Here is a 15,486-nt window from a genome sequence, read left to right on the forward strand (position 1 = left end):
GGGGACGATGACCGTGAACGAGCAGTACCTGGATATCTCCGGGCGGCAGGTCCGCGTCCGCGTCCACGGCGAGGGACCGCCGTTGCTACTGATCAACGGATTGGGGGCGAACGTCGCGATGTGGGGGCCGCTGTTGCCACACCTCGAGGACTTCCAGGTGATCACCTTCGATGCGCCGGGTGTGGGACGCTCGCAGGCGCCCTATCTGCCGTACAGCGTCTACGTAGATCTCATACTATCTGCCACTAGTATGGCGGACGCCTGAAATGTACGTGTGTCACGGCTACCCGCACCACCTCGTGGTGGTCTGGATTTGACCGTGTCCCACACCGACGCTTGTGGTGCAGGAACATGATGTTTCGGATTCACCCCCATCCGCTGTGGCACGGTGGGCAGGCTGCGGCGGACCCGGCGATGCCGCGGCCTACTCGGGGTTGGACCGTTCTTGTCCCGGCACCGGCGCACCGGCGCGTGTTCGGCGACCCGGACCGCGGGCATCTGCCCACGCCGTCTGGTGGCTTTGTTTCTGCCGAGCAGTGCGCGTTTGGCCAGGTTCACCCCGGCCATATGGTCTCGGTTACCACCGACCCGGCAGCGGGGACACCACGCGTCGTGATAGCCGCCGGGGCGGGAGAGCGGTTCGTCGCAGCCCGGACACAGTGCGGAGGAACCTCGGGCCGGCACCGAGACCACCGTGATACCGGCACCGGCGGCGGTGTGGGCGAGGGCGGCGACGGCCTGGCGGCGGGCGGACTGCGCGGCCCGATTGTTGTTCACCCGCCCATGGCCGCGGGTCTCGAGGGTGGTGAGATCTTCCACCGCGATCACCTGCGCGCCCGCCGCGGTGGCGTACTCGGTGACCTGGCGGGAGAAGTGGAAGGCCAGTTCCCGGTTGATCTTGCCTCTTTTGACGCCCACCGCGGTGCGGTGAGCGTCGAGGACGGCGATCTTCGCCTCCAACTGTGCGCGGACCTCGGGTGGGGCGGCGGCGGCCAGCCGTGTCAACCGCGCGGCCTTGGCATGCAGCAGCTGCCCCTCGGCCTGCAGGCGTGCCAGTTTGATCCCGAGCCCGCGGTCGTCGTAGGTCCAACCCCGGTAATCCGAGGACAACCCTTCAGCGCCCTGCGCTGCGGTGGCGGCGGCACCCAGACTGGTCGGGGACCAATCCACCCCGACCGCGACCCTCCCGGCCGTCAGATCCGCAGCGGGCGCCAACTCGGTCGCCGCGCACCGCCACAACAGGCCTCGGCGGTCGAGGACCAGGGACGGCAGATGCCAATCGGTGACAGGGCGACCGTCCAGATGCTCGGGGATGGCCGCGGTCAGCCGGACCCTGCTCCACTGCGCCCGCCCCGCCGGAGTCGGGCTGGTGGGCAGCTTCACCGTCAACACCAGCTCACGCTCCGTCGAGGTGATCTGCGCGAGCTGCCGATCGGCCGCCGACAGCCGGGCCATCGCGCTCGTCTGCGGCGGACCCTGCACCTCGGTGATCCGCAACCGGCCGGCCGGTACCCCGCCGTCCCGACGGGCGCGGGCAATCAGCTGGCGCCGAACACCCCGAACGAAACCCGCCGGCACAGAGTCGCCCGGTTCGGTCGGCGGCGCCACAACCCCGGTGGCCGGATCGAATCGGGCCGACAGCGCCGCGATCGCGGTGTCCCGGTAGGACAGGGTCCGCAGGGTCGCCATCACCTGCGCGGTCACCACCCGGGTGACCCGCGACGGAACATAGACCCCGTCCGGGTAGAGCGGAGTCCAGCCGAGGCGGGCCGCGGCGACGTGACCCTGTGCGGGGAGCCTGCGGTCCTGGCGGTCCAGGCCGGCGGCGAGCACATCGAACGTCGCCGGCTGCCACAGCCGCGACACCAACTCGGCACCGGCCGCGGCGATCAGGTCCAGCAGCCACCCCACCCGGGTGTCGACGTCGTCGAGTCCGATCGGCTCGCCGGTCGCGTCGTCGACTGCCATGTATGCGCGGGTGGTGACCGCGAATTGCCGCGGCGCAGTCGATCCCGGCCCGGTCATGCCGGGGCGCAATTCACGATCGGCGAGCACTTTCGCATTTGAAGAAGACCCTGATCTGCCGAGATGCTCACCGGTTACCCCTTCCGCCACCGTGCGGCGGCATCGCCCCGAAGCCGGTGTTGAAGGAGTCGGTGTTGAATCTGTATCGACCGCAGCTGATTACAACCGGGCGGACAACGATGCCAGCAACACGATGACGTCATCCATCAACTCCTCCACCGGCGATAGCTCGCCCTTGTCTCGCAGAACCCGACTGTAACGCCGACCTCCGACAAGTACCGGTCGATCCGCGCCACCGGCGAACCGGGGGCCAATCGATCCCGCCACACCACCCGCACCACCGTGAACCCCGCCTCGGCCGCGTCGTCGAGCATCCGGCCGCGCCCACCCCGCCGCTCCCTCGAGTCCCGAACCGCGATCCCATGCAGACCCGATATATCTCACCAGGAGCGCTCTCCCGCAACATCTTTTCCTGATGGGCCAGCGAAGCCTCTTGCCCGGTCGAGCCCGACACCCGGCAGATACAGTGCCGCCACCCTCTCCGGCGTCGCTCCCGCACACTCCGATGCAGGCCTGACCAGATAGGCGTCGAGGTCCGCGCGGTCAAAGATTCGGTGACCCGAACCGGTGCGCCGAGACGGCAACCGGCCCTCCGATGCCGCCTTGCGCGTCCTAACTACCGAAGGGCCCAAGTATTCCGCAGCCTCACCGATTCGCGTCGCAGATAGTGCCAGAACATACTGGGTAGTATTAGATATCGAGGCAACAGTTGAGAGCCTGTCGTACATCGCCGATGTCGCGCTCGAGGTGCTCGACGCGCTCGGTCACGAATCCGCGGACGTGCTCGGCTATTCACTCGGCGGCGCGGTCGCGCAACAGCTCGCCCGCCAGGCGCCGGAGCGGGTGCGACGCTTGGCGCTGGTCAGCGCGACGTGCGGAGCCGGAGCGGTACCGGGGTCGATGTTGGCGCTGATGGCTGTGATGACCCCCGCGCGGCACCACTCCAAGGTCGCGTACCGGGCGACGATGAAGCTGGTGAACCTCGCCCCGAAGGAGAAGAACAGCATCGCACTCAAGGAGCTGATGGCCGATTGGCACCACGGCGCGGCGCCGACAATGCGCGGGTACACGCTGCAAATGATGGCGATGTCGAGGTTCAACAGCCTTCCATGGCTGCCTACCGTCGCCCACCCGACGCTGGTCCTGAGTGGATCCGGTGATCGGATCATCCCGATGGCGAACGGTGCGATTCTGGCGGGCTACCTGCCGAACGCGCGGCTGCGCATCTTCGAGGGCTGGGGACACTACATGCTCCATGACGATGCCTCAGGAGCCGGCAACGCCATCGCCGAGTTCTTCGGTGCAGACCACCACGATGAGAGTTCCGCGTGGACGGGGGCGCAGGTCGTGACTCCCGAACAGATGGCCGGGATGGTGCGGTCCGCACCGTGGAGCGCATATCCGTACCAGTACACCAACGCGTTGGTCCGTTGGCGGTACCCGCTCGAGAAGGAGCGTGGCGGGGATGGCCGCTGAGTCGCCTCTGTGGCGGAAGGCATTCGACGGTGTCGAGCGTCGGATCGGCGCCCCGCTGGAGAACGCGACCAGCTCCGCGGACTTCCAAGTGTTCTCCCTCAAGGTGGGACGCGTGAAGAAGGCGGTGATTGCCCCCGTCGAGGCGGTGGTGGGCTTCGGTCTGCACCTGGTCGGGATCCCGTCCCATGCCGAGGTGCGCGTTCTGCGCAGGGATCATCAAGGTGCAACGTGAACTGCTGGCCATGCGTCGTGAACAGGCCGTCACCGAGCGAGAGTCGACGGATTCAGAATGAGTCCGATCGGCCCGGTGGTGGATATCGCACGCGGACTGGTTCGTGAGGTCGAGCGCACGCAGTTGCGTGCCCGGCGGGGCATCGAGCTGATCGCGCGGCGCCCGCCCCCTCAGGTGAGTAATACGCCGAAGGACGAAGTGTGGTCGTTCGGGAAGGCGAAGCTGTGGCGCTACCGCAATGACGACGTGCGGCATGGGCCACCGGTACTGATGTTCCTGGGGTTGGTTGGTGACTCGGCGATCTTCGACCTGTTTCCGGGAAACTCATGGGCGGAGAAACTGGTCGCGGAGGGCTTCGACGTGTTCCTGTTCGATTGGGGACGGCCGGAGGCGGCTGAAGGGGAGCACGACCTCGGAACGTATATGGACGGCTACTTCGTGCCTGCTGTCGATGCGGTGCGCAGGATCGCCGGCGCCGACGAGGTGTCGGTGGGGGCCTACTGCATGGGCTCGCTCATGCTGACTCTGCTGCTCGGCAGCCGGAGCAACGTGCCGGTACGGAACGCGGTTCTGTTCGCTCCGCCCTGCGACTACGACCATGCCCCCGGGTTTCTCACCGGCTTCAAGGACGGCCGGCTGGAGACCCGCCATGTGGTGGACGAGATGACGGGCCTCGTCCCGGAGGATGCCGTCCGGGGCATGTTCCGGCTGTTGCAGCCGACCTCGGACATCGTCCAGTACGTCACGTTGTGGGAGAACCTGTGGCGGGACGGCTACGCCGACGCGCACCGCGCCATCAATCACTGGGCGTGGGACCATCGATCGATGGCCGCACCATCTTTTGTAGAGATGGTGGAGGATTACGTCCGAGAAAATCGATTGGTCAACGGGGGAGCGGAGTTGGCGGGCCGGCCCGTGGACCTGCATTCGATCACCATTCCGCTGTTGATGATCATCGCGGAGAAGGACGAGTTCGTGCCGCCCGCGAACTCGGAACCACTCGCCGAGCTGGTTGGGTCCGATGACGTGGAGATCCTGCGTATCCCCGGTGGCCACGCGGGCGCCCTGATGGGGTCAGCCGCGCGGAATAAGACCATGCCGGGGGTGGTCGATTGGCTCAGGCGGCACTCGGATACCCCACCGCGGTGAGCCGGAAAGAAGGGAGGTGCTTCCAGGTGGAAGCACCTCCCTTCCTTCTGACGAGGGTGCTCTTGTGCGTCTGCCGCGTCAGACGACGGCGGCGTCCCGGAGGGCTCGGCTCGTACGGTAGCGAGTGTCGTGGTACGTCTCCCACAGCCGGTCGAGGATCCCCACGACTGCGCCCGTGCCCCAGGCCGCGGTCCACTCGAATGGGCCGGCCGGGTAGTTGGTGCCCAACCGCATCGCAACATCGATGTCATCGGCGGTCGCGACCCCATGCAGGGTCGTCTCCCAGGCCTCGTTGGCGATCACCGCGAGGGTCCGGGCCGCAATGAGACCCGGGACGTCGTCGACCGGGTACGCGTGAATGCCCGCGCGGTCCAGTAACGCCGCGACCGTCGACAGTGCCTCGGGATGCGACGCGGCCACCGCGAGCCCGGTGGCGTTCTCCGCCGAGATCCATCGATCGATAACCACCACCGGCGCCCCTCCCCGCGCTGCGGACTCGGCGTGGGCGGTCAGTCCGCGGGTGACCATGACGATCGCCTCGTCGAGTACGAGCTCGGTGCCGTCACCGTCGAGCGGCTCGGCGGCGATGTCCGCGCGGCTGATGATCGCCTTCAGCTGACCACACTGTCCGCGCAAGCCGACGGTGCCGGGAAGGTCGCCGGGGCGGACGAGAGCCGGAGACGGAGGGGCCGCGTCCTCGGCGTACGAGTAGAAGCCGTGGCCGCGCTTGCGTCCGTAGCGGCCTGCGGATACCAGTTCGTCCTGGATCCGGGAGGGTTCGAAGCGTGGGTCGAAGTTGAACGCGGTCCACACCGATCGGGTGACTGCGGCGTTGACGTCGTTGCCGATCAGGTCCATCAGTTCGAACGGACCCATCCGGAACTGCCCGGCGCCCCGCAGGGCGGCGTCCAGCGTGGCGGGCGAGGCGGCCTGTTCCTGCAGGACCCGCAGCGCCTCGCCGTAGAAGCCACGTGCGACCCGGTTGACGATGAAGCCGGGGGCGTTCTTGACGCGCGCCACCTGTTTGCCCCAGGTCACGGCTAGTTCGTCGATGCGATCCGTGACCTGCGGATCGGTCTGCAGGCCGGTGACTACTTCGACCAGTTTCATCACCGGAACCGGATTGAAGAAGTGCAATCCGACCACGCGATCCGGTAGCGGCGAGCGGGCGGCGATCTCGGTTACCGACAGCGAGGAGGTGTTGGTGGCCAGGATGCACCGGTCCCCGAAGTGTTTGGCGGCTGCGGCGAATACCGAGGCCTTTACTTCCAGCGACTCGAGGACGGCTTCGATCACAACGGTGTCCGGGTGGTTGGGGGCCTGATCGATGGCGGCATATGTGCCTAGCTGTGCATCCAGGTTGGCTGCGACCTCCGGATGGCGTTTGGCGAGGCGTGCCGCGAGCTCGGTGGCGGCGGCCTCCAGCTGGGCCTGCTGCGGATCGACCAGGCTCACCGGATGGCCCGCGGCCAGTGCCACCTGTGCGATCCCACGTCCCATGGTGCCCGCTCCGATTACGCAGATCGGGGTGGAAGCTGTGGTCATATCGCGTCTCCTCGGTTCGTGGCTCGCTGAAAAGGGTGGGGACCCTTGCAACTATCTGTAAGATAATATAACTTGCTGTCAACAAGTTACCAACTAGGAAGGGCTGGCCACGGTCAGACCGACGTTGCGGAAGTGGTAGTGCTATGACATTTGAGGACATCGTCGTCACTGTGGATGCAGGGGTGGCGACCATCGCGATAAACCGCCCGGAAAACGCCAACAAGCTCCGCTTCGTGACCGCGAGGGAGCTTCTCGACGCCTTCCGCATGGTGCGTGAGACGAAGAGCATCGACGTCGCCGTGCTGACCGGCGCGGGAGACAAGTTCTTCTGCATCGGCGGCGAACACGAGGAGCTTGCCTCGCTGGACTACTCCAGCGTGATGCCGGTGATCGACCTGTACGAGTTCATCGACACCATGCCGAAGCCCGTCATCGCAGCGGTTAACGGCTACGCGGTCGGCGGGGGCAACGTGTTGCAGGTGGTCTGCGACCTGACCGTTGCCGCACCGCACGCAATATTCCGGCAGGTCGGCCCGATGGTCGGCAGCTTCGATGCCGGTTATGGCACCTGGTACCTGGAGGAAACGATCGGCCGGCGACGGGCCAAGGAGATGTGGTACCTCAACCGCAAATACACTGCCGAGCAGGCGCTCGACATGGGACTAGTTAACGACATCGCCGACGACCCGGTGGCACATGCCCACGAGATCGCTCAAACTCTCCGGCAGCGAGGCCCGTTCGCCCTCAGCGCGCTGAAAACCGCCTTCTCCGGTCGTCACTCAGGCGTCGTCGGGCAGGCGCGCATCGCGCACGACCTGCTGCTCACGGCCTACCGCAGCACCCAGGAAGCGGACGAGATGTCGCAGTCCTTCGAGCAGCGGCGCGAACCCGACCGTGCGAGGTTCCACCGGTGACTTCAGTCAGCACAGAGCTCACAGACTTTCTCGCGGTCGTCTCGAAGGTCGTCGCCTCGGCAGCTGACGGCGAGAGTGCGCTGTCTGCCATGCGGAACTCGCTGAGCGAGACCGGCCTCCTGGACCTCGCGCGGGACACAGCGGACGAACCCGACGCCCTCCAGTGGCTGGCGTACACCGTCCGGACCGTCGCCCAGACCGATCCCTCGCTGGCGTTCGTGCTGGCGAGCCGGTACGTGGCCGATCGTGCCATCGATGCCGAGGCCGCCACCGAACCGACCTTCGCCCTCGCCGTTCCGGGATCGCGTCCGGTGCTGGCCGGCGCCCTGGGACCGGACGCGGTGGTGGTGTTGGATAGCACCACGTCCTCCCTGCACGTGGTGCCCTGGGCGGATCTGGCACCGTCGGTGGACCACGAGGCCCGCACGGGGCTGCAGCGGGCGGACCTCGTCTCGGTGACGATTCCCGACGGTGCCGCCGCCCTCGAAGGCTCCGCAGCCGAGGCCGCTTTCCTGTGGGACCTGCTCACCGGCGCCGCTCTCGCGGGCGTAGCCCGAAGAGCAGTCTCAGAGACCCAATCCTATGTGCTCGAACGGCATCAATTCGGAGTGCCAATCGGGTCCTTCGCCGGGCTGCGCGCGCTCGTCGCCGACATGGATCTCACGGTGGCTGGAGTCGAGACTGCCCTGGATCGGGCACTGGAGGACCGCACCTCGATCGACAACCTCGCCGCCACCGCCGGACGTGCGGCGACGTCGGTGTGCATTGACGCCATTCAGGCGCACGGCGGCTACGGCTACATCGACGAGTACCCGCTCACCGGGCTGCTGCGTGACGCAATCGGCATCCAGGCGCGCACCGGCGGCAGACGCTTGCACGTCGCACGGGTCGCCGAACGCGGCTTGGGTCCGCGGACGGGACGGCACCAATGACGTCACATGAAACCAGATCAGCAGAGGCGAAGGAGACGAGCATGAGTACAGGCAGCGGGCCATTGCACGGCGTGCGAGTCGTCGACATCTCCTCCTCCTACGCCGCACCGACGACCTCGATGTACCTTGCCGACATGGGTGCCGACGTCATCAAAATCGAACCTCTGGGGGGCGATGATGCCCGGGGCTGGGGGCCGCCCTTTCTCAATGGTGAGGCAGCCTGGTTCCTTTCGGTGAACCGCAATAAGCGCAGCATGTGTCTCGACATCCGCGGGGAGGAGGGCCGCAAGGTCCTATTCCAGCTGCTCGAGTCCGCCGACGTCTTCATCGAGAACCTGAACCCGGTGAAACTGGACAAGCACGGACTCGGTCTCGACGGCCTGCGCGAACGGTTCCCACAGCTGGTGATCTGCGCGTTCTCCGGCTTCGGGCTCACCGGTCCGGATGCCGGGCTGCCCGGCTACGACCTGATTGCCCAGGCACGGTCCGGGATGATGAGCGTGACCGGCGTCGACGGAGTCCCACAGCGGGTCAGCACCGCGCTCTCAGATGTGGCCGCGGGCACCGTTGCAGCCTTCGCGGTGGCTGCGGCACTGGTGCGTCAGCAGCAGACCGGCCAAGGCGAGATCGTGGACGTCGCTCTCCTGGAGGCCGACTTGGCATTCATGTCGCCGCGCATTGCCAGCTTCCTGGCCGGCGACGAAGAACCCAAGCCCTGCGGTGGCACCGATTCGGTGGTGGCGATCTACCAGCCGATGCGTACCGCGGACCGGCCCATCGTCGTCGCGATCGGCAACGATCGGCACTGGCAGCGGTCCTGCGCCGCGCTGGGACTGGACGAACTGGCACAGCGCGAGGACTTGGCGACCAATGCCGATCGCCGGGCCAACCGCGAAGAGGTCGTCGGAGCCTTCCAGGAACGCCTGATCGCACTGTCCTCCAATGAGGCGCTCAAGCTGCTGCAAGACGTCGGGGTGCCCTGTAGCCGGATCAACTTCCTGTCAGAAGTGGTTACCGACCCACAAGTCGAGGCACGCAAGGCGATCGTCGACTACCAGCACCCGGTGGCGGGAGTGTTCCGCGGCGTGGGCGCGCCATGGCGACTGGCGTCCGATCCCGAAGACCGGCAAGCCCGGATTCCGGCACCCATGCGCGGCGAACACGGCCGCGAGATCCTCACCGAGATCGGGCTCGATGAGAAGACCATCTCCGAACTGGTAGGAAGGGAGACATTGTGGGTTCCGTGATCGAGACCTCGCACGACGGGCGAGTGCTGACCATCGAGATCAGCCGCCCCGAACAGCTCAACGCACTCAACGCGCAGGTGCTGCGCGAGATCCGAGACGCGGTCGAGGGAACACGCCACGACACGTCGGTGGGCTGCATCGTGATCCGCGGTAAAGGAGAACGCGCCTTCAGCGCCGGCGCGGACCTCGATGAGATCCGCGCCCTTCCGGTCGAGGACGCACAGGCCTTCATCCATGCCGGACAGCGGACCATGTCGGCGATCGCCGACTCTGTCGTTCCCGTCATCGCCGAAGTCGACGGCTACGCGCTCGGCGGCGGTTTCGAGCTGATGCTCGCCTGCCACCTGGTGGTGGCATCGAGTCGTAGCCGGTTCGGACTGCCCGAGGCGCGTATCGGCTGCATTCCAGGATTCGGTGGTACGCAACGGCTTGCGATGTCGGTGGGCAAGCCCGCCGCGCTGCTACTCATGCTGGGAGGCGAGCGGATCGACGCCGATCGGGCCTGGCAGATCGGCCTGCTGTCGGTGCCGCCACTGGCACCCGCCGAAGCCGCGACGGAAGCACGCCGTCTGGCCGAACTAATTGCCACCGGGAGCCGCCGCGGCACCGCCAACATCCTCGATGCCGCGCGTCCGGCATTCGCCGCGTCCGCACTGGATCACGAGGCCGCGCTGGCGGCGATCTCCATCGCCTCGCGTGACGGCCAGGAGGGGATCATCTCCTTCGCCGAGCGTCGGGCGCCGATCTTCGAGCGGGAGGAATCATGAAATCACAGTGGGCGTCAGTCGATCCAGATGTGGTCGACGCCGTTGACCGAGTGATCGAGCGCACGATCGAACCGCAGGCGGCCGCGGTCGACATCGCCGCCGAATTCCCGACAGCCGGGCTGGCCGATCTCGCGGAATCCGGGCTCGGCGTCATGCTGGCCCCGAAGTCCCTGGGCGGTGCAGAAACCAGCACGGCAACCTATGCCGAGGCGCTGTCTCGTATCGCCGCGGCCTGCGGTTCCACCTCTACGGTGTACATGACGCAGATGCACTGCGCCCACCCGATCCAGCTGCAGGGCTCCCCGGAACAGATCCAGACCTGGGTTCCCCGGCTCTGCGACGGGTCGGCTGTTGGCTCGATCGCGCTCACCGAGCCTGGAGCCGGCTCGGATGTCGGGGCGATGCGCACCGTGGCCCGTCGCGAGGGCGATGAGTACGTCGTCAACGGCGAGAAGACCTTTATCTCCAACGGCGATCGAGCGGACGTCATAGTCCTCTTCGCGACGGTGGACCCCTCGCGAGGAAAGGGCGGAGTGACCGCATTCCTGCTGGAAACCGCGAGACTTGCGGGATTCGAAGCCGGGGCGCCGATGAAGAAGCTGGGGCAGAAGGGCGCTTCCACCGTTGCGTTGTCCTTCCAAGATTGCCGGATTCCGGTGGCCGCCCGGATGGGCGCTGAGGGCGAAGGCTATGCGTTGCTACTGCGTTCGGTGACCCGTTCGCGCATCAGTGCCGCCGCGCAGGGCGTCGGCTTCGCACAGGGCGCCTTCGACTCCGTCGTTGCCTGGGCAATGGAGCGTGATTTGCTGTCGTCGAAGGTCGCCGAAGCGCAGGATCTCCAGTTCGATCTTGCGCGTCTCCGCGGCGAGATCACTGCCGCCCGCGCAATGCTGATGTCGGTGTCCGATCAGGTCGACCAGAGTGCAGACGAACCGGTCGCCGAGGTCTCACTGCTGAAGATGCACTGCACCACCCTGGGTACCAGGGTTGCGGCGAGCTGTGTCGAACTGCTCGGTCCCGACGGTGACCGAGTCTCGGTCGGCGCGGAACGTCGGCTGCGCGATGCGAAGATCGCAGAGATCTATGACGGGACTAACCAGGTACAAAGCATGCTCGTGGCCCGGGACACCCGACTTACCGCGGCGCGCGAGACGGCTGCCGGGTGAGAGGGAGGTAGAGGCGGGAACTCGAGCCGGGGGTATAGATCGACTGGAACGACCACCGACCATGACCCGCCGATGAGCGACGGCGTGGAGTGGAGGCCCGTTGCACGGGCCTTCGCCCCCGATCTCGGCGACGATAGACACCGGTTCCGCTAAACGGAACTCGAAGCGTCGACCGGACTTCTCTTGGCCGTGACTGCTGGAGAGCAGCCGCCCCCGCGCGGCCAGCTTCGCAGGGATATCGACCACGTCCACACTGTCATCGTTCAAGCGAGTCATCAGCGGCGCTTCCAGGCCGGTTGCACCGAATCGGAGAGCCCGATCGGTAGCCGACGTCGCTGACTGGCACCCGGATAGTGGCCAGTCAACGGTCGCAGCGAGGGGACCGCGGCTGCGGTCCCCTCGCTGCCTTACCACCGGGCGACGGGTCATTTGGCGGCGGATGAGCAAACTGCAACTTACTTGTCGGACAACAACTAACTTCGGAAGACTTTCACGCAGTTCTTGAGAATCAGCAAGGTAGTGAGTAGCGAAGAACGAAGTCAAGATGCTTGCGCATCTCCTCCCCAGCTTTGTCCGCGTCGCCTGACTCGATGGCCTTGGCAATGGCGATGTGCTGCCGAACTGTCTTTTGTGCAACATCGCGGGTGACCTCGAGGAACTGCGCTGGATGGGTGGCGTTGTGCACCGCGGCGATGAATGCGGCCAGCAGGCGATTGCCGGAGGCGAAACCGATGGAGGTGTGGAAACGCAGGTCGTATTCCGGAATGTTCGGGTCGTCGATGGTGATCTTCTTCTGCTGGTCAATGACTGACTGCATCGTGGCGATATCCTCATCGCTGCGGTTGCGCGCCGCCCACTGCGCGGCGGGGATCTCGAGAACACGACGGACTTCGGTGATCTCGTCGACGTCTAGCGCGCCAATTCGCAAAATAGTGTCCATTGACTCGCTGAGCATCTGGCTCAGAGAGTCGGGCGTCACGGTGTTGACGAAACTGCCGCCAGCGACGCCAGGGATCTTGCGAATCAGCCCAGAGCTGACGAGGGCGCCGAGGGCCTCGCGAACGGTGGGTCGACTCACACCGAACAGCTGAGCGAGCTCGGTCTCGGGCGGAAGCTTGTCGCCCTGCGCGAAACGACCGTCCAAGATCGCTTCCCGGAGCTGTGCCTCCACCTGATCTCGCGGCCGGGTGACCTGCGTCGCCTTGAAGGATTTGTTTGCGGTAGATGCCATCGGGTCTCCAGTTGTGGTTGGACGCGCGACCGTTCGGCGGTCGGCAATTGTCCTACAGTCTCGCAGATGCAGGCGTCCTCCAAGGGGTGCGCGATCACCTCGGCGGGAATCCCTTTTGCTGTGGTGTAAACATCTGGCTCCCCTACATCCCACGCAGACTACGTAAAAGATATGACAGTATTGTAGATTGTAGTCGATGGATGCGCTGGGCGAGACAAATGGAACGTCGCGAGTCGATCCGGAGACTGAAATTCCTAGAACCCGAGTGGGGCAGGTGTGCGACAAACGCTCCCGTACGCTGACCTGCTCCGACAGGATGCAGGCCGTACAAAAGCGGTCCCCGTAGGGGGCATGAGCTCGCGCATGTTGTCATCAGGCGACCTATCGCCAGTCCGGCTTGGTCTGGCTCCCTGTGCATCGACCACCCAGCGCGTCCGGTGGCCGGGAGCTTCTCCAGGTTGCCTTCGATGGACACCCTGTGAACCACCACTACAGGAAGGGCGCTCGACGAGAACTCCCTCGGGTCGCGACGACCTGCTACGGGGTGGTGCGGTGCCGCGAATCACCACGGTCGGCCGTCGGCTGCGCACGGTGCGGGACTACCGGGGCCCGTGATGCTGCCCTGTCGCCGGGGAATCGTAGAGACCGTGCTCGCCAACGTGATCCCCTGGCGATCGGCCTACAGCAGGATTAGATGTGGTCGCGTCGACCCGCAGCCCAACGTCAATGAGGTAGTTGAACCGGTTCGTGACCAGGTCGTAATTGCCACGAAGTGGTTGGCGCATCGAAGGCAACACGGTTCCGTCTCGAGCCGACCAGAGCGGATACGTCGCATCCCCGAGGCGTCACCGAAGCACCTGTTCTACCAGCACCGCGTCGACTCAGATGTGCCTGCCTGTCGAGGACGTCGTGGGGACCGTAGGGGAGTTGATCCATGAGGGCAAGGTGCGGCACTTCGGGCTGTCCGGGGAATCTTCCGTGACATCAGCGGATCGCCGTCCTGCAGCGAGTACTTGCTGTGGACACGGGGAGATCTGCCAACCCTGGCCGGGCTGGAATCGGACTGGTCCCGTTCAGTCTGCTCGGCAATGGATTCCTCGCCGGCACCGTGCGCTCCACAACGACGTTTACCGACGGGATGTGCGCAACAGGGTCCCACGGCTCACCGAGAAGAATCCGACCGCGAACGCAACCCTCGTCGAGCACGTCAACCGACTCGGTGCAAGGACGTCACCCCGGGCAGGCTGCCCCTGGCCGGTTGCTCGCACAGCAGACCTGGATCGTCCCCATCTCCCGGAACCCAATTGCACCTCCCGCATCGAGGAGAACGCCGGCTCACGGCATTTCTTAATCATCAACGTTGTAATACGTTTCGTGTCGTGCTATTCAGTTTCTCAGAAAGTCATTCGGGTCGTTCGTTACTGGCTTCTCAACCTGTGCCAGTCGTTACTGGCTTTCTCCAACCTGTGCCAGGTGGACGGTAAACGGCGGCCAACCTCGCAGAGAGACGTGGATCGGCATGAGACTCCCGTATTGTGTGCCAGAGTCGTTCGATAAAGCGTGTACGTGTCATCCCGAACTTCTCAAAGATGTCCTCGTCCGGCGCGCCGCCATACGGCAGCCAGGAGTGGGCGAATCCAATGAAATCCTGTGGATCAGCGCTTGGGTGGGGAAGTCCCAAGAGTGCCCTTTGCAGTTCTGCGCGTCGACGATAACGCCAATCCCTCCCATGCTTACGTAGAGCTACTGGGATGTCGGCCATACGTGTACCGGCGCTGGAGAGGGGCGGCGACGTGGAACATGCACCGAGTCCTTGTTGCTCCATGTACTTTCTCTGGTTGCCTTCGGGCATTGCGCTCCTATCGATCGAACTGAGTGGTGCAGTCACCTCTGCAAAAGCAACGAACTACCCACCAGCCGTGGAGTTCCGAGCTGTAAAGCTCCGGGCGGGGCTGATCAACGGGAATACTGTGCGTCACGTCTACCGTTGGCATGGTGGACCCACTTAGATAATTGTAAGTCATTAACCATGCTCGTCACGCCGGCAAATATGAATCCATCGCGACGAAGAGGCGACAACGATCAGCAGACCCTGAAACGACCCATCAATCAGTGGTATTCGCCTCCTCTCCCGAGGGCGCTCCCACGCGGAGGTCTCGCGAATGGCGCATTGGCCAGCACGCGATTCGTTAGCAACTAGATTCAACCGCGTATTCAGAACGGTGATCGTCGGCGACGAACGAAGTGAATGATGCGCGTTACGTTCAATCGTTCAAAGTTGTGCGACCTGTCTGAGCCTTCGTTATGGTCGAGGACGGGCTCGCGTCTGCCCACATATGCACTCACGCTACTCGGCGAGGCTGTTCACCCGGTGAGCCTGCGTAATCCTCTTGGCGCCAAATGCTGTGGCGGCACTCGTGGGTGGGTGGTTTTTGGATCGCCGGTCCGCCGAGGCGACGAGCGGGCCAGGTACCGGCGGTCAACTTCGGAAGTGGCACCCCAGATCCCGCTTCCTTCCAGCGACGCCACAGCGTAGCTGCGGCACTCGCGTAGGACGGGGCAGCCGAGACATATCTGCTTGGCAACGCGCTCTCGACGAAGACGGTCACCGCGCGTCTCGTCATCCAGGGGGAAGAAGACATTGATGTCCATCCCGCGGCAGCGTGCTCGGAGCTGCCAGTCCCAGAACCAAGTCATGGGAAGCCGGGACGATACGGAAGAGTCTGCTGTAGTGCGCATCTC

General features: G+C 65.2%; 14 protein-coding genes. 9 read left to right on the plus strand and 5 right to left on the minus strand.

The window, feature by feature from the left end:
- Window positions 1-7 precede the first annotated feature (7 nt).
- Window positions 8-265: an alpha/beta fold hydrolase gene (locus tag QM693_RS08355; RefSeq protein ID WP_283351969.1), complete on the plus strand. Its 258-nt coding sequence runs from the start codon at window positions 8-10 to the stop codon at window positions 263-265.
- Here the strand turns inward: QM693_RS08355 and QM693_RS08360 are convergent.
- Both QM693_RS08360 and QM693_RS08365 read right to left on the minus strand, forming a co-directional pair.
- On the minus strand, window positions 220-2,025 hold the full coding sequence (locus QM693_RS08360) for a zinc ribbon domain-containing protein (RefSeq protein ID WP_283352174.1): 1,806 nt from the start codon (window positions 2,023-2,025) through the stop codon (window positions 220-222). The genes QM693_RS08355 and QM693_RS08360 overlap by 46 nt on opposite strands.
- A 440-nt stretch (window positions 2,026-2,465) precedes the next feature.
- Window positions 2,466-2,717 carry a hypothetical protein gene (locus tag QM693_RS08365; protein ID WP_283351970.1) on the minus strand — a complete coding sequence of 84 codons (252 nt, stop codon included), beginning with the start codon at window positions 2,715-2,717 and terminating at the stop codon, window positions 2,466-2,468.
- Between QM693_RS08365 and QM693_RS08370 the strand changes: the two genes are divergently transcribed.
- The 3 genes from QM693_RS08370 to QM693_RS08380 are packed head-to-tail and all read left to right on the plus strand — an operon-like array spanning window position 2,653 to window position 4,942.
- On the plus strand, window positions 2,653-3,561 hold the full coding sequence (locus tag QM693_RS08370) for an alpha/beta fold hydrolase (RefSeq protein WP_283351971.1): 909 nt from the start codon (window positions 2,653-2,655) through the stop codon (window positions 3,559-3,561). The two genes, QM693_RS08365 and QM693_RS08370, sit on opposite strands and share 65 nt — an antisense overlap.
- Complete coding sequence (locus QM693_RS08375; RefSeq protein WP_283351972.1) at window positions 3,551-3,793, plus strand: hypothetical protein; 243 nt, start codon at window positions 3,551-3,553, stop codon at window positions 3,791-3,793. Before QM693_RS08370 ends, QM693_RS08375 begins: the two co-directional genes overlap by 11 nt.
- A gap of 57 nt (window positions 3,794-3,850) precedes the next feature.
- Complete coding sequence (locus QM693_RS08380) at window positions 3,851-4,942, plus strand: alpha/beta fold hydrolase (protein ID WP_283351973.1); 1,092 nt, start codon at window positions 3,851-3,853, stop codon at window positions 4,940-4,942.
- Window positions 4,943-5,020: 78 nt separating this feature from the next.
- Here QM693_RS08380 and QM693_RS08385 read toward each other — a convergent pair whose 3' ends face one another.
- Window positions 5,021-6,487, minus strand: a complete 1,467-nt coding sequence (locus QM693_RS08385; RefSeq protein ID WP_283335353.1) for a 3-hydroxyacyl-CoA dehydrogenase — start codon at window positions 6,485-6,487, stop codon at window positions 5,021-5,023.
- 143 nt (window positions 6,488-6,630) lie between these two features.
- On the opposite strand from QM693_RS08385, the gene QM693_RS08390 reads away from it, so the two are divergent.
- Genes QM693_RS08390 through QM693_RS08410 form a run of 5 tightly spaced genes read left to right on the plus strand, consistent with a single transcriptional unit; the run spans window position 6,631 to window position 11,513 of the window.
- Window positions 6,631-7,401, plus strand: coding sequence for an enoyl-CoA hydratase-related protein (locus QM693_RS08390; RefSeq protein ID WP_005242237.1), 771 nt, complete (start codon window positions 6,631-6,633; stop codon window positions 7,399-7,401).
- Window positions 7,398-8,333, plus strand: a complete 936-nt coding sequence (locus QM693_RS08395; RefSeq protein ID WP_182624933.1) for an acyl-CoA dehydrogenase family protein — start codon at window positions 7,398-7,400, stop codon at window positions 8,331-8,333. The genes QM693_RS08390 and QM693_RS08395 overlap by 4 nt, the downstream gene beginning before the upstream one ends.
- A gap of 41 nt (window positions 8,334-8,374) precedes the next feature.
- Window positions 8,375-9,580 (plus strand): CaiB/BaiF CoA transferase family protein, encoded by a 1,206-nt coding sequence (locus tag QM693_RS08400; RefSeq protein WP_283351974.1) that lies wholly within the window; start codon window positions 8,375-8,377, stop codon window positions 9,578-9,580.
- Window positions 9,577-10,347 carry an enoyl-CoA hydratase/isomerase family protein gene (locus QM693_RS08405; RefSeq protein WP_283351975.1) on the plus strand — a complete coding sequence of 257 codons (771 nt, stop codon included), beginning with the start codon at window positions 9,577-9,579 and terminating at the stop codon, window positions 10,345-10,347. Before QM693_RS08400 ends, QM693_RS08405 begins: the two co-directional genes overlap by 4 nt.
- Window positions 10,344-11,513, plus strand: coding sequence for an acyl-CoA dehydrogenase family protein (locus QM693_RS08410; protein ID WP_283351976.1), 1,170 nt, complete (start codon window positions 10,344-10,346; stop codon window positions 11,511-11,513). The genes QM693_RS08405 and QM693_RS08410 overlap by 4 nt, the downstream gene beginning before the upstream one ends.
- A gap of 508 nt (window positions 11,514-12,021) precedes the next feature.
- On the opposite strand, the gene QM693_RS08415 is transcribed toward QM693_RS08410, so the two are convergent.
- Both QM693_RS08415 and QM693_RS08420 read right to left on the minus strand, forming a co-directional pair.
- The gene (locus tag QM693_RS08415; protein ID WP_283335358.1) at window positions 12,022-12,744 is read right to left on the minus strand and encodes a FadR/GntR family transcriptional regulator; all 723 of its coding nucleotides are present in this window, start codon (window positions 12,742-12,744) and stop codon (window positions 12,022-12,024) included.
- A 2,364-nt stretch (window positions 12,745-15,108) separates the two neighbouring features.
- Complete coding sequence (locus QM693_RS08420) at window positions 15,109-15,483, minus strand: WhiB family transcriptional regulator (protein WP_349307491.1); 375 nt, start codon at window positions 15,481-15,483, stop codon at window positions 15,109-15,111.
- Window positions 15,484-15,486: the final 3 nt, after the last annotated feature.

The sequence above is a fragment of the Rhodococcus sp. IEGM 1305 genome (assembly GCF_030058635.1).
In the GTDB taxonomy this organism is placed as follows: domain Bacteria; phylum Actinomycetota; class Actinomycetes; order Mycobacteriales; family Mycobacteriaceae; genus Rhodococcus_F; species Rhodococcus_F opacus_D.